The organism is Bacteroidota bacterium (genome assembly GCA_016195025.1).
Taxonomy (GTDB): Bacteria; Bacteroidota; Bacteroidia; order Palsa-948; family Palsa-948; genus Palsa-948.
Genome location: JACQAL010000036.1, coordinates 148,492 through 174,776, shown reverse-complemented (window position 1 = coordinate 174,776; position 26,285 = coordinate 148,492). Strand labels below are relative to the sequence as shown.

27 protein-coding genes are annotated in these 26,285 nt (G+C 39.4%); 12 read left to right on the top strand and 15 right to left on the bottom strand.

Features of this window, described 5'->3' with window-relative positions; genetic code table 11:
- Nucleotides 1-28: 28 nt before the first annotated feature.
- Nucleotides 29-2,641 (top strand): hypothetical protein, encoded by a 2,613-nt coding sequence (locus HY063_07205; GenBank protein MBI3501565.1) that lies wholly within the window; start codon nt 29-31, stop codon nt 2,639-2,641.
- A gap of 100 nt (nt 2,642-2,741) precedes the next feature.
- Nucleotides 2,742-3,065 carry a hypothetical protein gene (locus HY063_07200; GenBank protein MBI3501564.1) on the top strand — a complete coding sequence of 108 codons (324 nt, stop codon included), beginning with the start codon at nt 2,742-2,744 and terminating at the stop codon, nt 3,063-3,065.
- On the opposite strand, the gene HY063_07195 is transcribed toward HY063_07200, so the two are convergent.
- Nucleotides 3,062-4,132, bottom strand: coding sequence for an anhydro-N-acetylmuramic acid kinase (locus tag HY063_07195; protein MBI3501563.1), 1,071 nt, complete (start codon nt 4,130-4,132; stop codon nt 3,062-3,064). The genes HY063_07200 and HY063_07195 overlap by 4 nt on opposite strands.
- 60 nt (nt 4,133-4,192) lie before the next feature.
- Between HY063_07195 and HY063_07190 the strand changes: the two genes are divergently transcribed.
- Nucleotides 4,193-5,332, top strand: a complete 1,140-nt coding sequence (locus HY063_07190) for an acyl-CoA dehydrogenase (protein ID MBI3501562.1) — start codon at nt 4,193-4,195, stop codon at nt 5,330-5,332.
- On the opposite strand, the gene HY063_07185 is transcribed toward HY063_07190, so the two are convergent.
- From HY063_07185 to HY063_07175, 3 genes are all read right to left on the bottom strand, one after another.
- Nucleotides 5,329-6,636 (bottom strand): UDP-N-acetylmuramoyl-tripeptide--D-alanyl-D-alanine ligase, encoded by a 1,308-nt coding sequence (locus HY063_07185; protein MBI3501561.1) that lies wholly within the window; start codon nt 6,634-6,636, stop codon nt 5,329-5,331. The genes HY063_07190 and HY063_07185 overlap by 4 nt on opposite strands.
- A gap of 76 nt (nt 6,637-6,712) precedes the next feature.
- A complete protein-coding gene (gene gldJ / locus HY063_07180) occupies nt 6,713-8,293 on the bottom strand; it encodes a gliding motility lipoprotein GldJ (protein ID MBI3501560.1) in 1,581 nt (526 codons plus the stop codon).
- Nucleotides 8,294-8,359: 66 nt separating this feature from the next.
- A complete protein-coding gene (locus HY063_07175) occupies nt 8,360-9,319 on the bottom strand; it encodes a type IX secretion system membrane protein PorP/SprF (GenBank protein ID MBI3501559.1) in 960 nt (319 codons plus the stop codon).
- A gap of 237 nt (nt 9,320-9,556) precedes the next feature.
- Here HY063_07175 and porU point away from each other — a divergent pair, with 237 nt between their 5' ends.
- From porU to rsmA, 5 genes are all read left to right on the top strand, one after another.
- Nucleotides 9,557-13,468 (top strand): type IX secretion system sortase PorU, encoded by a 3,912-nt coding sequence (gene porU / locus HY063_07170; GenBank protein ID MBI3501558.1) that lies wholly within the window; start codon nt 9,557-9,559, stop codon nt 13,466-13,468.
- Nucleotides 13,469-13,510: 42 nt separating this feature from the next.
- The gene (porV, locus tag HY063_07165) at nt 13,511-14,719 is read left to right on the top strand and encodes a type IX secretion system outer membrane channel protein PorV (protein ID MBI3501557.1); all 1,209 of its coding nucleotides are present in this window, start codon (nt 13,511-13,513) and stop codon (nt 14,717-14,719) included.
- Between the two features lie 3 nt (nt 14,720-14,722).
- Nucleotides 14,723-15,202 carry a 2-C-methyl-D-erythritol 2,4-cyclodiphosphate synthase gene (locus tag HY063_07160; protein MBI3501556.1) on the top strand — a complete coding sequence of 160 codons (480 nt, stop codon included), beginning with the start codon at nt 14,723-14,725 and terminating at the stop codon, nt 15,200-15,202.
- A gap of 63 nt (nt 15,203-15,265) precedes the next feature.
- Entirely contained in the window at nt 15,266-15,565 is a 300-nt protein-coding gene (locus HY063_07155; protein ID MBI3501555.1) for a DUF4286 family protein, read from the top strand.
- A complete protein-coding gene (gene rsmA / locus HY063_07150) occupies nt 15,562-16,395 on the top strand; it encodes a 16S rRNA (adenine(1518)-N(6)/adenine(1519)-N(6))-dimethyltransferase RsmA (GenBank protein MBI3501554.1) in 834 nt (277 codons plus the stop codon). The genes HY063_07155 and rsmA overlap by 4 nt, the downstream gene beginning before the upstream one ends.
- On the opposite strand, the gene HY063_07145 is transcribed toward rsmA, so the two are convergent.
- The 10 genes from HY063_07145 to HY063_07100 all read right to left on the bottom strand — a co-directional run bounded on the left by HY063_07145 (nt 16,362) and on the right by HY063_07100 (nt 22,251).
- Nucleotides 16,362-16,832, bottom strand: coding sequence for a DUF4907 domain-containing protein (locus HY063_07145; protein ID MBI3501553.1), 471 nt, complete (start codon nt 16,830-16,832; stop codon nt 16,362-16,364). The genes rsmA and HY063_07145 overlap by 34 nt on opposite strands.
- A 19-nt stretch (nt 16,833-16,851) precedes the next feature.
- A complete protein-coding gene (locus HY063_07140; protein MBI3501552.1) occupies nt 16,852-17,262 on the bottom strand; it encodes an SRPBCC domain-containing protein in 411 nt (136 codons plus the stop codon).
- A gap of 49 nt (nt 17,263-17,311) precedes the next feature.
- Nucleotides 17,312-18,082 carry a TPM domain-containing protein gene (locus HY063_07135; protein ID MBI3501551.1) on the bottom strand — a complete coding sequence of 257 codons (771 nt, stop codon included), beginning with the start codon at nt 18,080-18,082 and terminating at the stop codon, nt 17,312-17,314.
- The gene (locus tag HY063_07130; protein MBI3501550.1) at nt 18,079-18,522 is read right to left on the bottom strand and encodes a TPM domain-containing protein; all 444 of its coding nucleotides are present in this window, start codon (nt 18,520-18,522) and stop codon (nt 18,079-18,081) included. Before HY063_07130 ends, HY063_07135 begins: the two co-directional genes overlap by 4 nt.
- 1 nt (nt 18,523) lies before the next feature.
- Entirely contained in the window at nt 18,524-19,123 is a 600-nt protein-coding gene (locus tag HY063_07125) for a LemA family protein (protein ID MBI3501549.1), read from the bottom strand.
- Nucleotides 19,124-19,205: 82 nt separating this feature from the next.
- Nucleotides 19,206-19,436 carry a NifU family protein gene (locus HY063_07120; GenBank protein MBI3501548.1) on the bottom strand — a complete coding sequence of 77 codons (231 nt, stop codon included), beginning with the start codon at nt 19,434-19,436 and terminating at the stop codon, nt 19,206-19,208.
- A gap of 55 nt (nt 19,437-19,491) precedes the next feature.
- Nucleotides 19,492-20,583 (bottom strand): Mrp/NBP35 family ATP-binding protein, encoded by a 1,092-nt coding sequence (locus tag HY063_07115; GenBank protein MBI3501547.1) that lies wholly within the window; start codon nt 20,581-20,583, stop codon nt 19,492-19,494.
- Nucleotides 20,584-20,602: 19 nt separating this feature from the next.
- Complete coding sequence (locus HY063_07110; protein ID MBI3501546.1) at nt 20,603-21,157, bottom strand: DNA-3-methyladenine glycosylase I; 555 nt, start codon at nt 21,155-21,157, stop codon at nt 20,603-20,605.
- A 3-nt stretch (nt 21,158-21,160) separates the two neighbouring features.
- Complete coding sequence (locus HY063_07105; protein MBI3501545.1) at nt 21,161-22,096, bottom strand: hypothetical protein; 936 nt, start codon at nt 22,094-22,096, stop codon at nt 21,161-21,163.
- Nucleotides 22,093-22,251, bottom strand: a complete 159-nt coding sequence (locus HY063_07100; GenBank protein ID MBI3501544.1) for a hypothetical protein — start codon at nt 22,249-22,251, stop codon at nt 22,093-22,095. Before HY063_07100 ends, HY063_07105 begins: the two co-directional genes overlap by 4 nt.
- On the opposite strand from HY063_07100, the gene HY063_07095 reads away from it, so the two are divergent.
- The 4 genes from HY063_07095 to HY063_07080 are packed head-to-tail and all read left to right on the top strand — an operon-like array spanning nt 22,250 to nt 25,088.
- Nucleotides 22,250-22,873: a hypothetical protein gene (locus HY063_07095; GenBank protein ID MBI3501543.1), complete on the top strand. Its 624-nt coding sequence runs from the start codon at nt 22,250-22,252 to the stop codon at nt 22,871-22,873. The genes HY063_07100 and HY063_07095 overlap by 2 nt on opposite strands.
- A complete protein-coding gene (locus HY063_07090; GenBank protein ID MBI3501542.1) occupies nt 22,854-23,306 on the top strand; it encodes a membrane protein insertion efficiency factor YidD in 453 nt (150 codons plus the stop codon). Before HY063_07095 ends, HY063_07090 begins: the two co-directional genes overlap by 20 nt.
- Nucleotides 23,303-24,184: a hypothetical protein gene (locus HY063_07085; GenBank protein MBI3501541.1), complete on the top strand. Its 882-nt coding sequence runs from the start codon at nt 23,303-23,305 to the stop codon at nt 24,182-24,184. The genes HY063_07090 and HY063_07085 overlap by 4 nt, the downstream gene beginning before the upstream one ends.
- 34 nt (nt 24,185-24,218) lie before the next feature.
- Nucleotides 24,219-25,088 (top strand): hypothetical protein, encoded by an 870-nt coding sequence (locus HY063_07080; protein ID MBI3501540.1) that lies wholly within the window; start codon nt 24,219-24,221, stop codon nt 25,086-25,088.
- On the opposite strand, the gene HY063_07075 is transcribed toward HY063_07080, so the two are convergent.
- Nucleotides 25,089-26,240: a hypothetical protein gene (locus HY063_07075; protein MBI3501539.1), complete on the bottom strand. Its 1,152-nt coding sequence runs from the start codon at nt 26,238-26,240 to the stop codon at nt 25,089-25,091.
- Nucleotides 26,241-26,285: the final 45 nt, after the last annotated feature.

Here is a 26,285-nt window from a genome sequence, read left to right as displayed (position 1 = left end):
ACTTTTCTTACATATTTGCACTCCATTTATGAACCTGAAAAAAGCAGTAATTTATTTTTTTCTTTTGGGATTTATTTCCTGTACTACTTCCAGAAAATCGCATGAAGTTGCGCAGCAATATTATCAGAAATATTCTGACACGCTCGACAAAGCCGAAACGATTCCGTTCCACCCTTCTTCCGCCCGAGCCATTGACATTCTTCACACAAAACTGGAAGTAAGTTTCAACTGGGAAAAACAATATCTGAACGGAAAAGCAACTATCACTTTCAAACCGTATTTCTATCCCGCGAAAGAAATTATTCTTGATGCAAAAGGTTTTGATGTGAAGGAAGTTTCTCTCCTGAAAAATCCAACGCAGCCGCTGAAATTTGACTATGATAAAAATCAAATTAAAATTTCTCTCGACAAAGAATACACAAAAAACGATACGCTGAAGCTTTTTATTGATTACGTAGCAAAGCCAAACGAGCGCGAAACTCATACAGGCAATGCAATTTCTTCTGACAAAGGTTTGTATTTCATCAATCCCTTAGGAAAAGAAAAAAACAAACCCACCGAACTCTGGACGCAGGGCGAACCCGAATCAAACTCCTGCTGGCTTCCAACCATTGACAAGCCGAACGAAAGAATGACTCAGGAAATTTTTATCACTATTGATTCGGCTCATAAAAATTTTGCAACGCTTTCAAACGGGCTTTTGATTTCTTCCAAAAAAAATTCCGATGGCTCGCGCACCGATTACTGGAAACAATCTCTTCCCTCTGCGCCCTATCTTACCATGATGGCGATTGGAGATTATCAGATTGTAAAAGATAAATGGAAAAATATGGATGTGAATTATTATGTGGAGAAAGAATATGAGCCATACACAAAATTAATTTTCGGAAACACGCCTGAGATGATTGAGTTTTTCTCCAGCAAACTCGGCACGCCATATCCCTGGGAAAAATATTCGCAGGTGGTTGTGCGCGATTATGTTTCAGGCGCAATGGAAAATACTTCCGCCACGCTGCACGGAGAATTTCTGAATCAGACGGATCGTGAGCATCTGGACAGAGATTATGAAGATGTGATTTCGCACGAACTCTTTCATCATTGGTTTGGTGATTATGTAACTTGCGAGCAGTGGTCGAACATTACGCTCAACGAAGGTTTTGCTACGTATGGAGAATATTTATGGGAAGAATATAAATATGGAAGAAACGCTGCCGACCAGCACGGCTATGAATCCATGCGCGGGTATCTTTCATCTGCAGTGAAAAATCCAAAGCATCTTATCCGCTACAATTACAACGAGCCGGATGATGTGTTCGATTCTCATTCTTATAATAAAGGTGGTGCGGTGATTCACATGCTGAGAAAATATGTGGGCGATGATGCATTCTTTGCATCGCTCAAACTTTATCTCGAGAAAAATAAATTCACTTCGGTGGAAGCGGATAATTTACGTTTGGCATTTGAACAAGTTACCGGAGAAGATTTACATTGGTTCTTCAATGAATGGTATTATGGAATCGGCCATCCGAAAATTTTGATTCAGCATGCGTACAATGACACTGCGAAAAAATATTTGGTGCGCATTCAGCAGTTGCAGGATTTGGAAAAATTCGGAACGTTCAGAATTCCGCTCGACATAGATTTTTATGCCGATGGGAAAAAAGAACGCAAGCGCGTGTGGGTTGAAAATGCTATGGAAGATTTTTCTTTTCCGCTTGCGCATAAACCCGATTTTGTAAATGTAGACGCTGAAAAATCTTTACTCTGTAATAAGGAAGAAAAACTTTCGGTTCAGGAGCGCGCGTTCGAGTATAAAAACTGCCCGCTCTATGCTGACCGGCTGGAAGCGCTGAAAGAATGTGCAAACTTCGCGAGTATTCCCGAAGCCGCGGAGGTAATTGTGATGGCGCTCAACGATAAAAATTTTGATTTGCGCGACCGTGCAATTGACCTGACCGAAAAACTTCCTGCAGAGTATAAATCAAAAGTTAAAGAAAAATTTGTTGAACTGGCAAAGAACGATGTTAAGTCATCCGTGAGGGCGCATGCAATTGAACAACTAGCGAATAATTATACAGACGATGACCTGACTCCGCTCTATCGCCAATCAGTAAATGACAAATCCTATTCCGTTGCTGGATCTTCTCTTGGCGCGCTTGCAAAGAAAGATGAAAAAGAAGCAATGAAAATTGCCAAACAATTTGAAACGGAAAAAAGCATGGACATGCTGCTGGGCGTTGCGCAGATTTATTCTTCGCACGGCAGCGATGCAAACAATCCTTTCTTCGTAAAACTTTCGGAGAAGATGAGCGGATGGGAAAATGTTTCGTTTGCGAATACGTATACCGAGTTTCTGAAAAAATGTTCTGATGACACGATTAATGCCGGAATAAAAATTCTGGAGCACATTGCCCGCACCGAAGACAATAAATGGATTCGTTATTTCGGGCAGAAAGGAATTAAAGATTTGGCGCAGATGTATGCCGAGCGCGAACAAAAAATTACCGGGCAGATTTCAACGCTGAAGGCAAAGCAGGGTAGTTCGACCGAAATCAAGCAACTTGAACAGCAGTTGGCGCATGCGCAAAGCCAAAAGCAGAAACTTGAATCTTTATATAATTCGGTTGTTGTGCCAAATTAACTCTCAAAAAAAAGTAATCTCCTATTCTTTTTATATCAAAAGTTTTTACTTTTGTAATGTGCTTGGAAATCAAGTGCGATATTTTTGAAAAACTTCTTTTATGAAGAAAGCAAAATCAAAAAAGAAAAAAGCAAAGAAGGCAAAGCCAGCGCCAAAAGCAAAAAAGCAAAAAGCGGCTAAGAAAAAAACTCCATCGCAAAAAATAAAAGCGATGAAAGCGTCTTCCAAAAAAGCAAAAGCAAAATCGGAAGAGTGGGATAACGCAGCAGCGGAAGAAACCACAGAAACCGAAGGCGCAGAAGGGGAAGGAGAATTCTTCAATGAGGGCGAACCGAAATTGGAAAACCTCGAGGATTCAATTTTGAGCGGAGGAGACGCAGATGATGAAGACGAAGAAGAGTTTTTCGATGAAGAACAACTCTAAGTTGGAAAAAAAATTCTTCCTCCCGAACTGTCGCGCTTTGCTCCGGTAACGCTTTTCAGAATATTTATTTCATTGCGCATTCTTAACACGCCAAGAAAAGCAAAAGCCATTGCTTCCTTGAATTGAATGGTTTTGTCATCGGGCAAAATTATTTTGCAGTTTGTATGCGCGGAAATTTTTTCGATGAGAAATTTATTGTAAGCGCCACCGCCAGTAATTAAAAGTTGGCAGTTAGCAGTTGGCAGTTGGCAATTGACAGCCAAAGCAATTGGCATTGATATGTGTTCAACAACTGTTCGGAGTTTGTCCTGAATTGAAATGCTATATGAATTTAGGATAGGGAAAAAATATTTCTCAATCCATTCTCTTCCCAAAGATTTTGGAGAATTTGTTTTATAAAATTCTAAAGCATTTAATTTATTCAGCAATTCGGTATTAATTTTTCCTTTGGAAGAAATTTTTCCATCCTTGTCAAATTCTTTTCCGAGTTTGTTTGCTAAATCATTCAGCACAATGTTTGCGGGACAAATGTCAAAGGCAATTCTTTTTCTTTTTGAATCGTCATAGGAAATATTTGCGATTCCTCCGAGGTTTAAACAGAAATCATAATCCGAAAAAAGAAGTTTATCGGCTATTGGAACAAGCGGAGCACCTTGTCCGCCAAGCGCAACATCTTCTGAACGGAAATCACAAATAACCGGCAATTTGCAAACCGAAGAAATTGTTTTTCCATTTCCGATCTGAAGTGTGATTTTTTTTTCGGGCTGATGAAAAACCGTGTGCCCGTGCGAAGAAATAAAATCGGGTTTGATTTTATTTTTCTTTATGAATGAATTTACTTTTTCTCCTATGAATTTTCCGTATTCAATATCCAGTTTTGAAATTTCTTTTTTTGATTTTGCAAATGCAGATGAAAATTTTTTCTTCCATTCTTTATTATAGTTAATTGTTTCGGCTTTTATAATTTCGTATTTCCAGTTTTCGTTTTTTTTATATTCACAATACGCAATATCCAATCCATCTAAGGAAGTTCCGGACATTAATCCAATGACTTTGTATTTCTCCATATCGCTAAATTACTAATAAGTGATATTCGTATATTCGTAAGAAATTCGATATTCGCACCTATGAAGTTTGAATTATCAGAAGAACATCTTTCCGTGCAAAAAGCCGCGCATGATTTCGCTCAGGAAGTTTTAAAGCCGGGTGTAATCGAGCGCGATGACAAACAAAAATTTCCCACGGAAGAAATTAAACAACTTGGGCAACTTGGTTTTCTCGGAATGATGGTTGACCCGAAATACGGAGGCGGGGGAATGGATACAATTTCATACGTGCTGGCGATGGAGGAAATTTCTAAAGTGGATGCTTCTGCTTCGGTGGTGATGAGCGTGAACAATTCGCTGGTGTGCTGGGGACTTGAAGCCTTTGGAACGGAAGAACAGAAACAAAAATATTTGGTTCCGCTTGCGAAAGGAGGAATCATTGGCGCATTTTGTCTGAGCGAACCGGAAGCGGGTAGCGATGCCACTTCGCAAAAAACCACTGCGGAAGATAAAGGCGATTATTATTTGCTGAACGGAATTAAAAACTGGATCACGAACGGAGGAACAGCTTCCGTTTATCTTGTGATGGCGCAAACACATCCTGAAAAAGGACATAAAGGAATTAATTGTTTGATTGTGGAAAAAGGAATGCAAGGTTTTCAAGTAGGAAAGAAAGAAGATAAACTTGGAATTCGCGGAAGCGATACGCACTCGCTGATGTTCACGAATGTAAAAGTTCCCAAAGCAAATCGCATTGGCGAAGATGGTTTCGGATTCAAGTTCGCTATGAAAACTTTAGCGGGTGGAAGAATCGGAATTGCCGCGCAGGCCCTCGGAATTGCTTCGGGCGCCTATGAACTTGCTCTCGCTTACTCCAAAGAAAGAAAAGCATTCGGAAAAACAATTTCAAATCACCAGGCGATACAATTTAAGCTTGCCGATATGGCGACAGAAATTGAAGCGGCACGATTGCTTTGCCTGAAAGCAGCGTGGCTCAAAGACCGCCACGAAGATTACGGAACAGCGAGCGCGATGGCAAAAGTTTATGCATCAAGAGTAGCTATGGAAACTACTGTGGAAGCTGTGCAGGTTCACGGTGGGTATGGTTTTGTAAAAGAATATCACGTGGAGCGTTTGATGCGCGATGCAAAGATTACGCAGATATACGAAGGCACAACTGAAGTACAGAAGATTGTGATTTCGCGCTCGGTGCTTGCTTAAAGAAATTCCACCACTTTTTCTAGTTTCATTCCGCGGGAACCTTTAATTAAAATAAGGGAAGAATTTTTTATTGGAGAATCGGATTTTAATTTTTCAGAAAGTTCATCCGAAGTTTTAAAAAGAAAAAGATTCGGGAAAGAAATTTTTAATTCTGAAACTGCTTTTGAAAATCTTTCTCCTACTAAAATAACATTCTGAAATTTTTTCTCTGCAATTTGTTTCAGAATAGTTGCGTGTTCTTCGGTTTCATATTTGCCAAGTTCCAGCATATCTCCCAGTATGAGCCACTTGTTTTCTCCTTCCATATCATAAAAATTTCCTAAAGCTGCCTGCATACTGGAGGGGTTTGCATTATAGGCATCAAGAATCAGGGAATTATTTTTTGTCTGAACCGCTTGAGAGCGGTTGTTAGACGGAACATATTCTTCAATCGCCTCTTTTATTTTTTTATCGTCAATGCCAAAATATTTTCCTATACAAATTGCTGCAGAAATATTTTCAAAATTGTATTTGCCGATAAGATTGGAAGAAATAATTTCATTTTCATATTTCACTTTCAAATTCGGATTGGCTTCAATAAATTCACATTGAGAAAAATTGTTTTCAGAATTCCCATAAGAAATCTTTTCTATTCCTTCGGCATTTTTCATCAGCAAATCATTTTCAGTATTGATAAAAACTTTTCCGTTTTTCTTTCGGATGAAATCATATAGTTCAGATTTTGCTTTCACAATGTTTCCAAAACTTCCGAATTCGCCTATGTGAGCTTTGCCAATATTGGTGATGAGCCCATAATCAGGATTTGCAATTTCACACAACATCGCAATTTCTCCTGTATGATTTGCGCCCATTTCAATGATGACTATTTCAATCTCAGATGTTATAGAAAGAATTGTAAGAGGAACTCCAATATGATTATTCAGGTTTCCTTCTGTCGCGAGTGTTTTAAATTTTTTTGACAGAACAGATTTTATTAATTCTTTCGTGGTTGTTTTGCCGTTGCTGCCGGTAATTGCGATGAACGGAATTTTTAATTTCCCCCTATGAAACTTTGCCAGCTCCTGCAAAGTTTTCAGAGAATCATTCACAAGAATATATCGTTCGCCTTTATAAAATTTTTCTTCGTCAATTACTGCATAGGCACAACCCTGGTTCAAAGCAATTTCTGCAAACTGGTTACCGTTAAAATTTTCTCCTTTCAATGCAAAGAAAATAGAATTGGAAGTTGCCTTTCGGCTATCAGTAACTACCTGCGGAAAATCCCGGAAGAGAGAGTAAAGTTTAGATATTTCTGGAAACTTCATAAGAATACAAAGGTAGACAAACAAAAAATCCCGCTACAAATTTGTAACGGGATTTATTTATTATTCTGTTTGCCAATTATTTTTTCTTGGTCCCCATTCCCTGCGGGCTTCCCACGCGCGCCATTGCACAACGGAATCCAATGCAATCTTTTGCCTGGCGCTGGTCAAGAAATCTTCGTGTTGCAGGAACCATCCAATATGCCCTGTCTCTCCATGAACCCCCTTTATATACGTGGGCTTTATTGTTAACGAGAGACATTTGATATGCTTCTTTCGGATTAACATCCGGATATTCTCCTTTGCGAACCGGGTATTGGTACATTTCAAAATTTGCTTCTCTGTCAGAAGTAGGGGCATCTTCATTATATTTAATGCTCGATGGATGGTCTCCATCGTGATAGTTGATATTATCCGCATACTTATAATTTCTGCGCTCGTCAAGATGGTCTTCTTTGTATTTAGTATCCACATCGCGCATCTTAACCATTCCCGGGCGGCTGATAAGATTGCTGTCGGCATCGTAAAGCAATGAGTCGCCTTGGTCAACCATAATTCCATCTTCATCTTTCATAGCAGTTTTAAAAACATTTCCGCGGAAAGGGCGGAAGTCATCCATGTCCATATAAGAAAGCGGGCGATATACGTCCATTACCCATTCGCTTACGTTGCCGGCCATGTTATATAATCCGTAATCATTGGGCCAGTAGGAATAAACAGGAGCGGTAATATCTGCAGCATCATTCAAGCGGCCTGCAATCCCCATGTAATCACCTCCTGTAATTACAAAGTTCCCCATAAAATCTCCTATGAATTTATCATTCGGATTACGAACTGCGTGACCGTTCCATGGATAAAGGCGTCTTTTCAAAATACGTCCTTCCACTGTGTTTCCAATTAATCCATAAGATGCAAATTCCCACTCGGCTTCGGTAGGAAGGCGATACTTTGGCAAAAGAATCCCATCCTCCATGCGAACTTTTCTTTCTGTTCCATCCGGGCGGGGAATTAATTGCTTAACTACGCCTTCGTATTTTCCGGAAAGGTAAGCATCGGTATTAAAATTATTCGCCAAACTTTGTCCCAAATCCCAATCGAGAATTCCTTCGCGGATGAGAATGTATTCATTCACGCGGTCGGTTCGCCAAACACAAAAATCACTTGCCTGCAACCAATTTATTCCCACTACCGGATAATCGCGATAAGAAGGATGGCGCAAATAATATTCAACATAGGGCTCGTTGTATGCAAGGCGCGACCTCCATACCAATGTATCGGGAAGCGCTCTTTTATAAATTTCGTAAAAGGTTTCATCAGATGCATAAATCCTGTTGAGCCAGTGCAGGTATTCAAGGTAATCAAGGTTTCTGATTTCGGTTTCATCCATGTAAAAAGACGAAACGGTTACCCTGCGGGGAATGGTGTTCCAGTCGTAATTTACATCCTGCTCCACGCGCCCCATTGTAAATGTTCCGCCTTCAATAAGGACAAGCCCGGGACCTGTTTCCTGTTCGGCATAAGGAAGAACTTCAAATCCTCCGTTGGCGGCATCGTTGTAATTCCATCCTGTAATAGGAGAAGTTTCCTTTCCGCACGATGAAACAAAAACAATTCCTCCGGCAAGGAGAATAACCTGTGTGATTTTTGTGAGTGTTTTCATATTTTGATTTTTATGCTTCTTAAATAAATCGCTAACGAAACTATTGTTAAAATATTTTATGATGAATCAGAAAGAAGGACAACTTACAGTTCTGAACTTTTTATGGCGCGGCCTGCATTTAAAAAGAAGTTGGAACGAAATTTCGTGTGAGCCCGCAGTTACTATTCCTAATTTTGAAACAGTAATGTCATAACTATATCCCATTTTCACGGGGTCTTGCTGAAAACCAATTAAAGCAACCACTGCATCCTGATTTCTATACCACAGTCCGCCCACCATCGGTCCTTTCGAAATATAAAGCCCGAGATTCAGTTCGCGAAAATCTTGTTGCTGCTGATAAATAATATTCGGAGAAATGTTGGAGTTGCCATATCTGCCGTCAAGAGGAATTACTGCGCCAACGTGTCCTGTATATTTCATGGGAAGAGGGCTGTTTGTGTATATGAATGCTTCGTCAGGTTGAGTAAGATGAAACACGGCAAAGCCGGCATAAAACCGTTTGCTGAATCCAAGCACACCTGCAGAAAAATCGGGATAAGAAACCACTTGCTGATTTTTTGTTTCAAGCGTTTGATAAATGAATCCGTATTTGGGGTCAATCTGATCGCCAAAAGTAAGTTTTGACCAATCGAGTTTTTTCTGTCCGTAGGTTGCTTCAAGCCCGAATGCCATAGAGAATTCGCGGGTAATTGCCAGTTGGTAAGCATACATGGCGCTGAAACGGGTAATGCTCATGGTGCCTTGTCCTGCGCGGTCATTCAGAAAATGAATTCCCAATCCTCCGGATAATGCCTCAACGCGCATATCATACGAAAAACTTGTTGTAATAAATGTTCCTGAAATATTAGGCCACTGATTGCGGTAATTAAAAATAATCCGGGGGCAGCGGTGGCTTCCGGCAAATGCAGGATTCAGATAAATGGGGTTTGCATAAAACTGGGTAAAGTGCGGGTCTTGCGCATTGACTCTATTATCAAAAGAAAAATAAGAAACAATTACAGCAAGAGCGAGTAAAAACTTATTCATACTTCCGTTTATTTTTTTTTCAATATACGCGTTAAGAGCAAAAAAATTTTAATGGCATAAAATATTATTCTCCAACTTTCGTTGGGGCGATGTTCACAATATTCCAAATTCAAAAACTTGTCGAACTACAAAGGTATTAATAATATTTAAAAAGGCAAATTAAGGTTTTTTAATTACTCTTAAATCTTTCAAAATCGTGAAAAAAATAAACTACATTTGAAATTTTTAGCAGAAACAATGAAAAATCCGTTTTTTATTTTTTTTCTTGTCTTGTTTCAAATTTCTTTTTCTCAAAACAGAAATTCTTCTTTATATGAAAGCGAGGGGCAGAAAAATATTTTATGGCAAAAAATTTCTGTTGAAGAATTTCCCGGTAAAGAAAAACATTCGTTATTAAATTTCTTTGGCGCGCAGCGCGATTTCAGCAACCATCTTTTTCCTGTTTATGTGGAAAGATATTCCCTTCCGCTAAATTCTTTTTCAGCCGATGTGAAAATTTTCAATGCTCAGTTTCAGCTGTTGAATGAAGAAGAAAAAAAGGCGGTGGAAAGATACAATGCTTCCATAAAAAATATTATTTCAGATGAAATTGTTCCCGCGGCAACTTTTTCTATGATTAAAAAGAAGCCGTATGCGTATGTGCAGTTCATTCCCATTAGAAAAAATAAAACAACCGGCAATTATGAAAAGTTAATTTCTTTTTCGCTGCAGGTTATTCCGAAAGAAACCCCCAACAAGATAAATCCTGCTCCCAAAACGTATGCTGCAAATTCTGTTCTTGCAAACGGCAAATGGTATAAAATTGCCGTGATGGCGGATGGAATTTATAAAATGGATGTTGCATTCCTTAAAAACTTAGGAGTGGAAATGGATTCACTTTCCACTTCTGCCATTCGCCTTTATGGAAATGGCGGAGGACAGCTGTCCTTTGCAAACAACAAATTCCGTTATGATGATTTGCAGGAAAACGCCATTGATATTTTCGACCAGAACAATAACGGAAAATTTGATTCGGCAGATTACATTTTATTTTACGGGCAATCGCAGCACCGATGGGCTTACTCCGCGCTGGACAAATGGTTTCATCATAACCTGAATATTTATTCCGATACAACTTATTATTTTATTGCAGCCGATTTGCCCGGAAGCGGAAAAAGAATTTCCCTGCAGAATTCTTCAGCGCTTTCTCATACCAACACCATCATCTCTTTTGACGATTACCAGTTTCACCACCTCGAACTCAACAATCCGATTAAGTCGGGAAGAAAATGGCTCGGAGAAATTTTTGACATCACCACTTCTTATACGTTCAATTTTAATTTCCCTAATATTGTAACTACCGCGTGTCCTTATGTAAAAGTGGAAACATCGGCACGAAGAGATTCACAGGCGGGCAATACCGATTTCTCCTGGAGTGCCGGTGGCGCTTCTTCCTCTTTCAGCATTGCGGGTGTGAACACGGGAAATATTTATGGTACTTATTATAATTATACATCCGACACACTGAGTTGTTTTTCTTCTTCTTCCACTATTCCCGTCACGATTACAAAAGTTACTCCTTCGCCTGCCATCGGCTGGCTGGATTATATTGAAGTAAACGCAAGAAGAAATCTTTCTTTGAACGGAAGCGAGATGATTTTCCGCGATGCAGGTTCGGTGAAAGCAGGAAATGTTTCAAAGTTTATTTTATCGAATGCTACGTCTTCAGTAAAAGTTTGGGATGTAACCCACCCGTTCGATGTAAAACTTCAGGATATAAATTTTTCAGGCGGCTCGGTTGATTTTACGCTGCCCACCGATTCGCTGCGGGAGTTCATTGCGTTCAGCGGGCAAACTTTTCTTGTTCCGAAAACAGAAGGCAAAATTCCCAATCAGGATTTGCACGGCATGACACAGAGCGATTTGATTGTGGTTGCGCATCCGCTTTTTCTTTCGCAGGCAAATGCCATTGCCGATTTACACCGCAAGCAGGATGGTTTGTCGGTTTCGGTTGCCACCACACAAGAAATCTACAATGAGTTTTCTTCCGGTGCGCAGGATGTTTCTTCCATCCGCGATTTTGTAAGAATGTTTTACGAGCGCGCTGCCGATTCCACTCAACTTCCAAAATATCTTTTGATTGTCGGCAGGGGTTCTTACAATCAAAAGGGAACTTCCAACAATACCAATTATGTTCCCGCTTATGAATCGGGAAATTCATGGGACGTTACAAAATCCTATCCTTCGGATGATTTTTACGGGCAACTCGACAGCAATGAAGGCAATTGGGATGTTACGCCCGATGTGCTTGACATTGGCGTGGGGCGCATTCCTGTAAAATCGAACAGCGAAGCCGATATTGCCGTAACAAAAATTACAAAGTATACCAGTATTCCGGGCGTTATTATTCCTGAAAACTCCTGCTCGAACGATGTATGCTCCGGCTTTGGCGATTGGATAAACACCATTTGCCTTGTTGCCGATGACGGTGACAATACCTTTGAAATAAATTCTGAAGCGCTTGCAACGCAGGTTGCCGGCAGTTATAAAAATTATAACTTCGATAAAATTTACAGCGATGCTTACCAGGAAGTGATTACTCCTGGCGGAGGAAGATATCCCGATGTGAACAATGCCATCAATCACCGCATAGACCGCGGAGGTTTAATCATGAATTATGTGGGGCATGGAGGAACATTGGGCTGGTCGAACAAGCGCATTCTTGAACTTCACGATATTGAATCATGGACAAACAAGTGCAAACTCCCGTTTTTCTTTACTGCCACCTGCGACTTCAGCGTTTGGGATGATCCTTCAAAAACTTCGGCAGGAGAATTAACTTTTTTAAATCCCATTGGCGGTTCTATCGGGCTAATGACAACCACGCGCGTTTCTTATGCCAATGGAAACCAGGCATTGAATACCGCTTTTTTCAATCATGCTTTTGCTCCCATGCCCAACGGACAAATGCCCCGCCTTGGCGATATATTCATGCTCACAAAAAAAGATATGAATGCTTCAGATGTAAATCAACGCAACTTTTCGTTGCTCTCTGACCCAGCGCTTTCATTAAACTATCCTCAATATACGGTTGCCACCACCACTATTAACGGAGCGGCTGTAAATGTTACGCAGCCCGACACTGCGCGCGCACTCAGCAAACTTACCATTCAGGGAGAGGTGCGCGATAAAAACGGAAATCTTCTTTCGGGGTTCAGCGGAATTATTTTTCCAACCGTGTATGACAAGGCGGCAAAAATCACCACGCTTGCAAATGATTATCCTGCCGACACGCAGTTTCCTTTTTTACTTCAGAAAAATGTTCTCTTCAAAGGAAAAGCAAGCGTTACCAACGGAAAGTTTTCTTTTTCATTTATTGTTCCCAAAGACATTGCGTATAATTTTGACAAAGGAAGAATCAGTTACTTCACGCATAACGGCTATCAGGACGGAAGCGGCTATTTTACCGACTTTGTGATTGGCGGAACCGATACCACTGCCGCGCAGGATAAAATAGGTCCTGAAATAAAACTTTATTTGAATAATGAAAAATTTGTTTCGGGAGGAATCACCAACACCGACCCGAAAATTTATGTGGTGGTGAGCGATTCAAGCGGAATCAACACTGCCGGCACAGGCATAGGGCATGACCTCACGGCAGTGCTCGATGCAGACAATGCGCATCCCATTGTGCTGAATGATTATTATGAATCAGACATGAACAGTTATAAAAAAGGAACCATCCGCTATCCGCTTTCGCAACTTTCGGAAGGGCACCACACGCTGGGCGTAAAAGTTTGGGATGTGTATAATAATTCTTCCACCGCTTCCACCGATTTTGTGGTGGCAACTTCCGCCCAACTTGCGCTCAAGCATGTGCTGAATTATCCCAACCCCTTCACCACAAAGACCTCTTTTTATTTTGAACATAATATTTGCTGCGTGAACATGGATGTGCAGATTCAGATTTTTACCATTTCGGGAAAAGTGGTGAAAAACATTCATGAGATTGTGAACATGGAGGGCTTCCGCTCCGACCCTGTTGACTGGGACGGCACCGATGATTACGGAGACAGAATTGGGCGCGGAGTTTATATTTACCGCATACGCGTGCGCGCTGCCACAGGCGAATCGGCTGAGCAGTTTGAAAAATTAGTGATACTAAAATAAATTAATACTTTTGCCGTTCTTTTTTCGGCAATAAAAATAAGGATGACAGAAAAAAATATTTTTTCCTGCAATATAATCCTGATTTTATCAGGGTTATTTTTTCAAACTTTTTGCGTTGCCCAAAGCAATCAAAAAGTAAATATTGCCGGGCAGGATGTCAGTAAAACCCTGAACACCATCACCACCGCAGTTCCCTTTCTTTTAATTACTCCCGATTCACGCGCTGGTGCCATGGGCGATGCCGGAGTTGCCACTGCGCCCGATGCAAACTCCATGCATTGGAATCCATCCAAGTATGCCTTTGTGAAAAAGCAAACAGGCATTTCCATTTCATACACGCCCTGGCTGCGCGCGCTGGTTCCCGATATTTCTCTTGCTTATCTTGCCGGATATTACAAGTTAAAGAAGAACGGAGTCATTGCATCCTCGCTTCGTTATTTTTCACTCGGAGATATAACTTTCACCGATATAAACGCCCAGGTTATCGGCCAGTTTCGCCCCAATGAATTTGCCTACGATGTGGGCTATGCAACCAAGTTGGGCGAACATTTTTCTGGCGGAGGCGCCATTCGCTACATTCATTCCAACCTCACCAGCAACATTATTGTGCAGGGTTCGCAAACACACGCGGGCAATTCAGTGGCGGCAGATATTTCAGGATATTACCAGGGAAGTGAAAAAGATGTGAACGGAAAAAAAACCAACTGGCGGTTTGGCGCTAACATTTCAAACATTGGCGCAAAAATTTCTTACAGCGACCGCGGAGAAAAAGATTTTATTCCCATCAACATGCGCATTGGCTCCTGCTACCATGTTCAGTTGGACGATTACAATGAAATTTCCCTCGCTGCCGACTTCAATAAACTTCTTGTTCCCACTCCCAATCCTCAGGATTCAAACGGTTCATGGAAAACCAAATCGGTGGTGAGCGGAATGGTCGGTTCTTTTTCCGATGCGCCCGGAGGATTTAACGAAGAACTCCGCGAAATAAATATTGGCGGTGGATTTGAATATTGGTACGCCAAGCAATTTGCCCTGCGTGCCGGCTATTTTAACGAGCCCGCCACAAAAGGCGGAAGAAAATTTATCAACTTTGGAATTGGCGTTAAGTATTCCGTGTTCAGTTTAGATTTTGCCTATCTTGTTCCCACCTTGCAGCGCCATCCGCTTCAAAACACGTTGCGCTTTTCACTGCTGTTCGACTTTGATGCGTTCAAAGAAAAAGAGCCCGCACCCGAAGGAAAAAATTAATATATGAAAATACGGGTTGGGCTTGGCTATGATGTACATCCGCTGGAGGAAGGAAAAGATTTTTTTCTGGGAGGAATAAAAATTCCGCATACCAAAGGAGCAGTCGGCCATTCAGATGCAGACACATTGATTCATGCCATTTGTGATGCGTTGCTGGGCGCAGCCAACCTGGGCGATATCGGCAATCATTTTCCCGACACCTCTGAAGAATTAAAAGGCGCTGACAGTAAAAATTTTTTGAAGCAGGTTTACAGCATGCTGAAAAAAAATGGCTATGAAATCGGAAATGTGGATTGCACCGTTGCACTCCAGCAACCAAAAATTTCTCCCTTCATTCCTGAAATGAAAAAAATAATTGCCGAAATTTTAAAAATGCCTCTCAAAAATATTTCCATCAAAGCCACCACCACCGAGCATCTTGGTTTTGTGGGAAGAGAAGAAGGCGTGGAAGCGCATGCGGTTTGTTTGCTGATGGGCTATTGAAAATTTTATTTCTCCATCTTTTCTTTTTCGTATTTTTCGTACAGTTTCGTTTTTCGAAGATTTATGTTTATCTATAATGTAACTGTAACCATTGAAAAAGAAATCCACGAAGATTGGCTCCGCTGGATGAAAGAAGTTCATATTCCAGATGTGATGAATACAAAATGTTTTGTTGAGAATAAAATTTGCAAATTGCTTGCCGATGAAAATGAAATTACTTATGCCATTCAATATACATTCCGGAAAATGGAGGATATAAATAAATATCAGAAAGAGTTCGCGATAAAACTTCAGAAAGAACATTCGGAAAAATTCAAAGATAAATTTGTAGCATTTCGAACTATTCTTGAAATTATTGAATGAGTTCTTTTGTCTCCCCCAAAAAACATCTCGGGCAGCATTTTCTGCGCGATGAAAATATTGCCAGGAAAATAGTTTCATCCCTTTCGAAAAAAAATTACAAAACAATTGTAGAGGTTGGCGCTGGAACAGGTGTACTGACAAAGTATCTTTTGCAGGAAAAAGATTTGGAACTTTTCGTAGTTGAAATTGATAAAGAATCAATTTCTTTTCTCAAAAAAAATCATCCCATACTAAAAGACAGAATGATTGAAAAAGATTTTCTTGAATTTTCTTCTGAATGGTTGCCATCTGCCATCAACCATCAACCATTTTCCATCATAGGAAATTTCCCTTACAATATTTCTTCGCAAATTCTTTTCAAAGTTCTCGAATGCAGAAATCAAATTCCCGAAGTGGTAGGAATGTTTCAGAAAGAAGTTGCCCAGCGCATTGCGTCTCCTCCCGGAAATAAAACATATGGCATTCTCAGCGTGCTCATGCAGGCGTTTTATAAGATTGAATATTTATTTACAGTAAATGAAAATGTTTTCATTCCACCGCCAAAAGTTAAATCGGCAGTGATTTGTTTGACGAGAAATGAAACTGAAAAATTAAACTGCGATGAAAAATTATTTTTTGAAGTGGTGAAAACCGCTTTCAACCAGCGTAGAAAAACTTTGAGGAATGCACTTTCGAAATTCGAAATTAAAAATTCAAAATCCGAAATTCTCAACAAACGAGCGGAACAATTATCCGTAAATGATTTTGTAGAACTGACAAAAGAAATTTCTTCTTTCTCCCTTTATGGCCGGGCAAACTATTTCAAAACTCCCAAACTATCTAATTCCTGAATAGTAACGCTGGGCGGCATAATATTATTTTTTATTTTGTATGCGACTAGTTCGCCTGCGTTCTTCGCCTGCTCTTTAGTTTTGAATCCGCGGTTGCCATTGATTGCCGGAACATTTGGTTGATGTACATACAGCGCGTCAAAAATATAAATGTCATAGCCAAATCCACTCACTTTCACGTCATCGGCATTTTTTGATTTTGTGTTGTCTATGATTTTCACTTCAATCTTTGCATTCTTATAAGGATTTTCCTGCGGCTGTTTTTTTTGTTTCTCCGCCATCTCTTTCATCTCCTGCATTTCTTTTTCCTGCGGGGTCATTGCCTGTTCCGGTTTTTTTACGGAAGAAGAATCAGCAGTTTCTTTTTTATTCTTGACGCTGCCGCTGCTGCAAGCGAAGAAAAAAATAATTACGGGAAGGATAAAAAACTTTTTCATAAGAAATTTTTTTGCGAATTTATGATTTCTGTTTTTGTAAAGCGAAATATTTTTTCATCGGCTTCCAGTAATATTCTTTCCAGCCGTTGTTAATGGCTTTATAATCGTAATCCGGAATGCCTGCATGAACAAGTGAAAGTTGCGTTCCTGTTTTAGTTTTCTTCAAACTAAAAGTTGCTTTCCCAAAATGTCCTTTCGGCCAGTTGCTCGCGTGCCACGACTGCACAATTTTTTTTCCGGGAATTAATTCAAGATTCACTCCGCCATGATAACCATCATACGCAGAATATTTTCCTCCCGCTTTTTTGCTGATGGTTGCCTTTGCTCCTGTGAATGCGCTGTGCTTTTTTGAATCCATAAATGCATGGTACACTTCTTCGGGAAAAATATTTTCAAAAGTTACTTTTTGTTCTACTGTTTTCGTCTTCATAGTTTTGTATTTACTTTTGAATTTTATCTTTTGACTTTTGAATTATTTTTCACCACTTGCCTCCTGCTCCACCGCCACCAAATCCTCCTCCGCCAAATCCTCCGAAACCTCCGCTTCCACCTCCACCGCCAAATCCTCCGCCACCCCAGCTGCTCCAGCCGCCACCGTAATAAGTTCTTCCACCGCTGGAAGTCATCGTGTAGCCGCGCGAGTTGCGGAATACAAAATAAAAAAGCAGAATGAAAAATAAAATGCCAAATAAAAACGGAAACCAGTTTTCTTTTTTCCCTCCGTAATCTTTGTAACTATATTCTTTTTTCGCGAGCGAAATCAAAACATCTGTTGCCGAATTTAATCCGTCATAAAAATTTCCGCTCTTGAACTCCGGAAGGATTTCATTATCTACAATTTGTTTTGAAGTGATATCAGGAATTGCGCCTTCCAATCCATAGCCGACAGCAATGTATGCATCGCGCTGTCCTGCACCGCCTGTAGGTTTTATCATCACCACAACTCCGTTATCAAATTTTCCCTGCCCAACCGCCCACTTATGCCCGAGTTGCGTGGAAAAAGAATTTGCATCTGTTCCGCACAAGTCATCCACAATCACAATCACAATCTGGTTGGAAGTTTCTTTGCTGAACTGTTCGAGTTTTTGTTCGAGTTCTTCTTCTTCCCATTCGGAAAGAAAATCGGGGAACTGTTTTGAAAAATTATTTACAAGGCGCGGAGGAGAAGGTTTGTCGGGAATGCAATCGCTGGAAGCAAAGGCAAAAGTAAAAAGTAAAAAGGCAAAAGTGAAAAACAAAACTCTTTTCATTTTCTTCCAAAAATTATTTCATCTGAAAGTTCATTCTTGTCAGAAGAAGAATGCGGAAAATATTTTTTCAGTTCTCTTCCCGTCATGGCAATTCCTTCGCAGAGCCCTTCGGTGAATTTTTCTACTTTGAATTTTTCCAAAACTTTATCGCGCACCGTGTGCCAGAAATTTTCCGGAACATTTTTGTGAATTCCTCCATCACCTATCACGGCAAATTTTCTGTCCCTCACCGCTAGGTAAAATAAAATTCCGTTCCGCAGCAAAGTTTTATGCATATTATTTTTATGAAAAATGATTTTTGCGCAATGCAGTTCTTCTCCCCTGCATTTATTTTCTATATGAACGCGAATTTCCCCCGAAGTATTTTTCTCCGCTTCGTGAATGGCAGATTCAATTTGCTTTACCTGCTCGGCAGAGAAAAATTTTTTAGCAGAAGGCATTTTATTTCTTAAATAGAGAATTTACATCTGGAGGAACATCTGCTCCTTCTTTCATTTGGAATGTTGCATGTTCTTTAAAACCAAATGTGCCAGACCAAAGTTTATCAGGGAAAGAAGAGATTTCTGTATTATATTCTTGAACAGCATCAATAAAATATTTTCTTGCAGTAGTTATTCTGTTTTCTGTTCCTTCCAATTGAGTTTGTAAGTCCATATAATTTTGATTGGCCTTTAAATCAGGATATTGTTCTGCAACTACTAATAGTCTCCCCAATGCAGTGCTTACCTGCCCCTGTGCTTGCTGAAATTTTTGAAGTGACTCCGCATCAAGCTTAGTTGGGTCAAGTGTGATTTTTGTTGCGTTTGCGCGAGCATTTATAACTGCTTCGAGAGTTGATTTTTCGAAATCCGCATAATTCTTAACAACAGCAACAAGATTTGGTATTAAGTCATTTCTACGTTGATAGGCATTTTCAACTTCCGCCCATTTTGCAGTAACATTTTTTTCTTTACTATTCATACTGTTGTAAGAATTACAACCAGAAAAGAGAATCATAAGAAGGAGAAAAAAGAAAATTCCCCAGACGAGAAACTTGCGCATTTGTGGTGTCATGAAAAAAATTTTTGAGTTAGTGAGTTGTTGAATTGGAAAGCGAAGGTAAATAAAAATAGAAATGAAAAAATCAAACCGCTTCCACCATACGGATTTCAGGAACGGCATTCCTTATGGCTTCTTCAATTCCCGCTTTCATGGTAATGTTGCTGATGGAACATCCTTTGCAGGCACCAAGCAATTTCACCCTGACAATATTATCATCGGTAACTTCCACCAGTGAAATATCTCCGCCATCCGCTTTCAGAAACGGGCGAACTTGCTCAAGCGCATTTTCTATTTTGGAAATTTTTTCTTTCATTGTCTGGTAACGAAGTAACGAATCTTGTTACGAATTTTACGAATCATTTTAATTTTTATACAACAGTTTCCACTTTCGCTTTTCTTTCTTCATTTGCAATGGCAATTTGCTGCGCGGCTTTTTGAACCATTTCCATCAGCGCAATGGATTGCGGAGTATTTTCCTGGAGAATCGCAGGACGACCAACATCTCCTGATTCGCGAATGCTTTGCACGAGCGGAATTTGTCCGAGCAAGGGAATATTTAATTCTTCCGCCAGATTTTTTGCTCCGTCTTTCCCGAAGATGTAATATTTATTCTGCGGAAGTTCAGCCGGAGTGAAGTAAGACATATTTTCTATCAATCCAATCACAGGAACATTTATTCCGCTCATGCGGAACATGGCAACGCCTTTGCGCGCATCGGCAAGCGCAACGGGCTGCGGAGTACTCACGATAATCGCTCCGGTAATCGGAAAATTCTGCACGAGCGAAAGATGAATGTCTCCTGTTCCCGGAGGCAAATCCACAATCATATAATCCAGTTCTCCCCAATTTGCATCGGTAAAAAGTTGCTGTAGCGCTTTGGATGCCATCGGTCCGCGCCACGCAACCGCCTGATTCGCCTGCGCAAAAAATCCTATTGATAAAAGTCTTACTCCATAACTTTCCACCGGGAGCATTTTATTTTTTCCATCCACTTGCGTCATCATTGGTTTTTCATTCACAACATCAAACATCAGTGTTTGCGAAGGACCGTGAATATCTGCATCCACCAATCCGACTTTTGCTCCGAGTTTTACCAAGCCCACTGCGAGATTTGCAGCGATGGTGGATTTTCCCACTCCTCCTTTTCCGGAAGCAACGGCAATAATATTTTTTACGTTGGGAAGAATTTCATTCTTGTCTTTTCGTTGCGAAGTAACATCCGCATCCATTTTTACTTTCACATTCGCTTCCTTATCCACAAAATGAATAATCGCATTCACGCAAGCGCGCTGAATCATATCTTTCATCGGGCAGGCGGGAGTTGTGAGAACAACACGGAACGAAACATTTTTTTCGTCAATCGCAATGTCACGAACCATACCGAGAGTGACAATGTCCTTTTTCAAATCCGGGTCGTCAACATTACGGAGCGCTTCTAAAACTTTTTCTTGTGTAATCATGATTATTAAAGATACAAATTTATTTCCTCTTGCAATCACATCCAACCAAATGGTCATCCACCATTCCCACCGCCTGCATGAACGCATAACAAATGGTTGAACCGCGGAATTTAAAACAGCGCTTGCGCATGTCTTCGCTCATTTTGTCGCTGATGGAAGTTTTTGCAGGAAGATGTTTTAACGATTGCGGTTTATTGATAATAGATGTATGATTTACAAATCCCCAGACATATTTGTCAAAAGAACCAAACTCTTTCTGAATAGATAAAAAACATTTTGCGTTATTGATTGCTGCCTCTATTTTTAATCTGTTGCGAATGATTCCTGCATCCTGCATCAGAGAATTAAATTTCTTTTTGTCGAACTTAGAAACTTTCTTTGCATCGAATTTGGCAAATGCCTTGCGGAAATTCTCGCGCTTATGCAAAACCGTTCTCCAGCTTAATCCCGCCTGGAAAGATTCTAAAATTAAAAACTCAAAAAGTTTATTGTCATCGTGCAAAGGTTTCCCCCATTCTTCATCATGGTATTTAATCATGAGTGCATCATTCGATGGCCAAGGGCAGCGATTCATAATTTAATTTTCAGATTTTTCTATTGGATGTTTCTTGTAATATTCCTGCATGTCTTTTCCTGCCATGTCTGTAAAATATTTTCGCTGCGCATCAGTTAAGCCGGAAACATTTTTGCTTTTTTGGAAAAGTAAAATTAAATTTTTCATAGCCGATTCAAGATTTCCTGAAAATAATTTTACTTTAAACAAGTAATATTGGTATAAAAGATTGTCAGAATATTTTTGTAAAAGTTTGTCGGCATAGAAAGCGGAAAGATTGTAATCCACTTCCTGCTCTCCATAAAGAATCATCAGAAAATAATTTGCTTCGGTTTGCAGCAAAATATCGGAAGAAGCGCTGCATTTTGCAAGTTGCTTTAAACCCTTTTCCTTATCGCAAGCCGGAGCAAAAAGAAAATACGGAGCAGCCAGCGGATGATTTTCTTTTGCAATTGCCATGAAGCAATTGTATAAACCCGAAGTGAGATTGAACGGCTCATATGAATTTTCAAAATCGGAAGACAGAATAATGTAAGAATTGCATTTTGCCGTGTAAGTCAGCGCACGGATATAATGATTGTCAAAAATTTCTATGCGCGCACGATAAGAATATAAATTGATGTAATGAAAAATATCGGGCTGAGAAAGTTTTTTTTCCCGCTTTTTTTTATCCAATAATTTTTCCAGATTGCCGAGGCATTCCAAATATTTTTTCCGGTTCGCTGAATTATCTTCGCCCGAACGTATTTTCCACCAGAAAAAATTGGCCCCGAGAATTTGCGTTTGCGGTTCGGAAAAATAATTTGCATTCAATACTGATAAAACCGAATCTGCTTTTTCGAAATTAAAATTGTAAATGCTTTTAAACCCTTTATTAAAAAGAGTAGTAAATTCTTCATCGGCAGAAAATAAATTCAAAATAAAAAAAGAAAACAAAATTGAAAACCACACTCTTTTCATGCAGACAAAAATAATCTTTTATGGCGGATGATTTTAGCCGGCATATAGATGAAAAAACTATTTTTGCCTATGCTTAAAAGAATAGTGTTTCTTTTTCTTTTTCCTGCAATATTTTTTTCATTCACATCTTTTTCCCCAGTGCAAATGCTGAGCATGAACCTTGTTTCAAAATCGTTGCAAGGAGGAAACTCCATCACCACAAAAGCGGAAGTGTATTACAAAGTTTCCGGCAGTGTGCTCGTAACGCATATTTTTTCTCCTGTGGAAATGCTTGTGATTACAAATGACAAAGGCGAATTTAAAATGTATAATGTAAAAGAAAATACTATTTCGCAGGCGCAAGCAGCCGATTTCAGCAGCGAGAACAGCTTCATTCACGATTTTCTGAACGATAATACAAACGACATGGGTTTGCGGAAAATGGGATTTCAACTGCAGAATACAAAAGTGGAAGACAATATGGTGATTACTTCGTGGCTTCCTCCGCTCGATGTGTCAACTAAAATGACGCGCGCAGAATTGGTGCACGAAAATTATTTGCCTATTTACATGGCGTTCTATGGAAAAAAAGAAAAACTTCTTTCTAAAATTTTTTATTACAATTATCAGAAAACCGGAGAGCTGAATATTCCGCAAACCATTACAGAGTTTCAATATTTGCCGAACGGAGATTCTACTATTACAAAAAGAAATTATTCCGATATAAAAATAAACGAACAGGTGGATATGAAATGGCTCAACTATAAAATTCCGGACAATGCGAAGACAATTAAATAAAAAATTCCTGGTTTCTATTTTTCTTCTTCTGATTTGTTCTATTTCCATAGCGCAGAAAAAAAATGACAAAGAACTTTTGTTGAAGCAGAATTTTTCTCAATCACAGTTTGAATCAAAAAGAAAAGTAACTTTTCTTCTGTCACGGAAAAAAAATCCGGGTATCCGCTACAATCCTGTTTCGCTTGCATTCGGAAGTTTGCTTTTTGTTTACCAGAAATTTTTATCTCCGCAGATTTCCACCAACTGCCCGTATAATCCGAGTTGCTCTTCGTTCAGCAAAAATGCTCTTCTCCGCTATGGATTAATCAAAGGTATTGCGCTTTCTTCCGACCGGCTCATGCGCTGCAATAATTTAGCCGCACACGATATAACTTTTCTCGATTTCAAGGATGGAAAAATTGATGACGCTCCTGAGAAATACAGATTGAAATGAAATTAGTTATATTCTTTTTTTATTTTTTATTTTTTATTTTTAATTGTTCGTCTCAATATTCCATTTCTGAAGAATTAAAATTCACACAATATCTTATTGATAATAATCAATACCGCGATGCAATTTTCATTCTGAAAAAACAAAATACCTCAGAACAAAAAACAGAAGTTGCCGACAGCATCAATTATTATCTCGGCTGGTGCTATTACAATTTTAAAATTCTTGACTCATCCGAAATTTATTTTTCCAAGGTAAAAACAGAACCGTTTTATAAAAAATCTGCTTTCTATACTATGTTCAACCAGGCATATCAGAAAAAATCCGTTGAAGCAAAAACGTCTCTTCAGAATATTTCAACGGGAACAGATTCTTCTCTTGCTAAACTGAAAAATTTAGAGTTTGCCGGAATTTCTTTGCTGGAAAAAGATTATCAGAGTTATGAAGCGCGCGCAAAAAACTTTTCCGGAAATTATTTTCCCATTTCACAGGAAGAAAAAAATTTTTCCGCCTACTATTCACAATTGAAGAAAATGAAAAAGAAATCTCCAGCGCTTGCGGGAATGATGTCGGCAATAATTCCGGGAAGCGGAAAATTTTATGCGGGCTATAAAGGGCAAGCACTTGCTTCGCTGATGATGGTTGGCATTCTCGGCATTTCCACTGCTGAAAGTTATTATCGCCCGTTTGAGCGCTCAGAAAAAAAAGGATATAAGAATGCGGAGTTTATTACGCTTGGAAGTTTGTTTACCATTTTTTATATAGGAAATATTTGGGGAAGCACGCTGAGTGTAAAACTGGCAAGAGAACATGCCGTTCGTGAAATCAATGACCAGATTTTATTTGACATGCACATTCCGATACGGAGAATTTTTAATTAATCATCGAAAAACAAAAGCATACGAAAAATACGAAATGAAAGAATTATTTTATAAAACCTTTTTGTCATATTACTTTTTGATTTTTTCACACTCCCTCTCCTTTGGAGAGGGTTGTGGTGAGGCTGACAGTTTATTTCTTTCCGGAAAGTATTATCCCGCAGCAGTGGAATATGAACGAACTGCCTTTTTATCTGTGAATAATTCCGGGCGAACGATTGCACTGCTGAAAAAAGCGGAATGTTACAAGCAGATGGAAAATTTTTCGGAAGCGGAAAAATCCACCGAGCGGATTATTTATACCAACCTCAGCGACACATTGCTTGCGGAAGCGCGTGAGCAAAGTGCGCTTTGCGCTTATCTTGCCGGAGATTTCAGCAATGCAGAAAATCATCTTGTGCAGATGCATGCTTTTGTAAAAGACAGTTCGCTTATAAAAAATACTCTTCCGCTTTATGCGCTTGTGCTGAATGAACTTCAGCGATGGAACGAAGCAAAAGAAAAAATTTTCCGGGCGGTTGAATTATCGGAACTGAGCCAACAGGAAAAAGACGCGCTGAAAAAATCATTGGAGCAGCTATATGCTCCGCAAAATTATCCGCACCTGAAAAAATTGTTGAAGGCGCAGAAGATGTCTGCATTTCTTCCCGGGCTTGGTCAGTTGTATGCAGGTTATTTTTGGGAAGGCGCTGCAAGCGCTTTTCTGAATGTTGCCTCGCTTGGTTTAACCGGGTATTTTATTTATGCAAAACTTTATTTTACTGCGGCAACTCTTGGCACGGGTATGTTTTCAAAATTTTATCTTGGAGGTTCGCGCAGGTTAGAATATTTAGTGGCGAAAAAAAACTATAAATTATTAAGGGGATATAATGATGAAATGAAAAAATTTATTTTGTCGCTGAAATGATTATCTAAAATTAGCAGCATAGCTTATAATTGGAAATGCTAACCAGTTATTATTACGACTAAAGTTTGAATTAACAATCCAAAACATGCCAATATTCAAAACGCTGTTTGAAGAACCAAATAAACCACCTGATAACAAAATTTTTACTCCTGCAGCTCCCATATTTATATAGTAATATGAATAAGTAACGGTGTATGGGTAATAACCATACACTCTTGTCTGCTGAGGATACGGCATAAAAAAATCTTCTGCCATTAAGGATATTCTTTTATCAATACGTTTTATTCCTGCGGCTGAAAATCCAAACTCATCGGCAAATCCATTGCCCTCAACAAAAAAACTTGTTTTGCCATAGTAAGGATAATAAGCGCCTACTGAAAAATTACTTTCTGCGTTCCCTAATGCAATCTGTGCATAAGGACCGCCCGAAACTGGCGAAGAATTATTTGTACTGAATATTGGCCATCCGTATCCGGCTAGTCCTAAAGAAAAGTGGACGTTATTCATTACTTCGGTGGCATATTTGAGATTAAGGTATGGAACCCAAAAATAAAATCCTCCAGCTGAAATTGTAAAATTTTTAAACAGTCCATAACTCAATCCGTTTCCAAGTATTTCAGTATTTTGAAAAATACATTTATTTTTTTTCAAGGCAAATGGAGCAGTGCCCAAAAAATATCTTCCCGGATCAATATTAGTTAGCTCTCCAGATTCTTCTTCTCCTTCTGTGGCAGAACCCAAATTATCTTTCACTTTAGATTCTCCTTTTACCTGAAAAAAATCTTTTACTTCTGTAGATTTAATTTCCACAATTCCTAAGGATTTTGAATTTACTCTCCACCGATTTTTATCAATGCTCACAATTTTGCCTGTTACTCTGTTATTATTTCCATATTCAATTTCATAAATTGAGTTTGGTTCCATTTTTTCAAAGTAATCTACATTTTTTTTCTGAAGCGTAACTTCTCCAAGCACCACATCAATTATGATTATTTGTTCGGTATTCTCATAGGCGAGTTTGCCTCTCAGCTGGGTTCCTTCACGCGTTTTTGCAATGCACATGGTGACAGAATCACCGCTGACAGAAAAAGCCTGACAAAACATTACTCCTGAAAAAAGAATTAAAACTGTGAAGAGAACCATTTTTTTCATCAGATAACTTTTATAAATAAAAACCCTCTACAAATTTAATCGCAG

Excerpts from the sequence above, each read along its gene's own strand:
- HY063_07075 (MBI3501539.1), bottom strand. The coding sequence starts at position 26,240 with ATGAAAAAAATGGTTCTCTTCACAGTTTTAATTCTTTTTTCAGGAGTA.
- HY063_07120 (MBI3501548.1), bottom strand. The coding sequence starts at position 19,436 with ATGAAAGAAAAAATTTCCAAAATAGAAAATGCGCTTGAGCAAGTTCGC.
- HY063_07200 (MBI3501564.1), top strand. The coding sequence starts at position 2,742 with ATGAAGAAAGCAAAATCAAAAAAGAAAAAAGCAAAGAAGGCAAAGCCA.
- HY063_07185 (MBI3501561.1), bottom strand. The coding sequence starts at position 6,636 with ATGAAGTTTCCAGAAATATCTAAACTTTACTCTCTCTTCCGGGATTTT.
- HY063_07205 (MBI3501565.1), top strand. The coding sequence starts at position 29 with ATGAACCTGAAAAAAGCAGTAATTTATTTTTTTCTTTTGGGATTTATT.
- HY063_07100 (MBI3501544.1), bottom strand. The coding sequence starts at position 22,251 with ATGCTCAGCATTTGCACTGGGGAAAAAGATGTGAATGAAAAAAATATT.
- HY063_07080 (MBI3501540.1), top strand. The coding sequence starts at position 24,219 with ATGAAAGAATTATTTTATAAAACCTTTTTGTCATATTACTTTTTGATT.
- HY063_07115 (MBI3501547.1), bottom strand. The coding sequence starts at position 20,583 with ATGATTACACAAGAAAAAGTTTTAGAAGCGCTCCGTAATGTTGACGAC.
- porV (MBI3501557.1), top strand. The coding sequence starts at position 13,511 with ATGACAGAAAAAAATATTTTTTCCTGCAATATAATCCTGATTTTATCA.
- HY063_07155 (MBI3501555.1), top strand. The coding sequence starts at position 15,266 with ATGTTTATCTATAATGTAACTGTAACCATTGAAAAAGAAATCCACGAA.
- HY063_07135 (MBI3501551.1), bottom strand. The coding sequence starts at position 18,082 with ATGAAAAGAGTTTTGTTTTTCACTTTTGCCTTTTTACTTTTTACTTTT.
- HY063_07195 (MBI3501563.1), bottom strand. The coding sequence starts at position 4,132 with ATGGAGAAATACAAAGTCATTGGATTAATGTCCGGAACTTCCTTAGAT.
- rsmA (MBI3501554.1), top strand. The coding sequence starts at position 15,562 with ATGAGTTCTTTTGTCTCCCCCAAAAAACATCTCGGGCAGCATTTTCTG.
- HY063_07125 (MBI3501549.1), bottom strand. The coding sequence starts at position 19,123 with ATGCGCAAGTTTCTCGTCTGGGGAATTTTCTTTTTTCTCCTTCTTATG.
- HY063_07105 (MBI3501545.1), bottom strand. The coding sequence starts at position 22,096 with ATGAAAAGAGTGTGGTTTTCAATTTTGTTTTCTTTTTTTATTTTGAAT.
- HY063_07190 (MBI3501562.1), top strand. The coding sequence starts at position 4,193 with ATGAAGTTTGAATTATCAGAAGAACATCTTTCCGTGCAAAAAGCCGCG.
- HY063_07095 (MBI3501543.1), top strand. The coding sequence starts at position 22,250 with ATGAACCTTGTTTCAAAATCGTTGCAAGGAGGAAACTCCATCACCACA.
- gldJ (MBI3501560.1), bottom strand. The coding sequence starts at position 8,293 with ATGAAAACACTCACAAAAATCACACAGGTTATTCTCCTTGCCGGAGGA.
- HY063_07140 (MBI3501552.1), bottom strand. The coding sequence starts at position 17,262 with ATGAAGACGAAAACAGTAGAACAAAAAGTAACTTTTGAAAATATTTTT.
- HY063_07130 (MBI3501550.1), bottom strand. The coding sequence starts at position 18,522 with ATGCCTTCTGCTAAAAAATTTTTCTCTGCCGAGCAGGTAAAGCAAATT.
- HY063_07110 (MBI3501546.1), bottom strand. The coding sequence starts at position 21,157 with ATGAATCGCTGCCCTTGGCCATCGAATGATGCACTCATGATTAAATAC.
- HY063_07160 (MBI3501556.1), top strand. The coding sequence starts at position 14,723 with ATGAAAATACGGGTTGGGCTTGGCTATGATGTACATCCGCTGGAGGAA.
- HY063_07085 (MBI3501541.1), top strand. The coding sequence starts at position 23,303 with ATGAAATTAGTTATATTCTTTTTTTATTTTTTATTTTTTATTTTTAAT.
- HY063_07090 (MBI3501542.1), top strand. The coding sequence starts at position 22,854 with ATGCGAAGACAATTAAATAAAAAATTCCTGGTTTCTATTTTTCTTCTT.
- HY063_07175 (MBI3501559.1), bottom strand. The coding sequence starts at position 9,319 with ATGAATAAGTTTTTACTCGCTCTTGCTGTAATTGTTTCTTATTTTTCT.
- HY063_07145 (MBI3501553.1), bottom strand. The coding sequence starts at position 16,832 with ATGAAAAAGTTTTTTATCCTTCCCGTAATTATTTTTTTCTTCGCTTGC.
- porU (MBI3501558.1), top strand. The coding sequence starts at position 9,557 with ATGAAAAATCCGTTTTTTATTTTTTTTCTTGTCTTGTTTCAAATTTCT.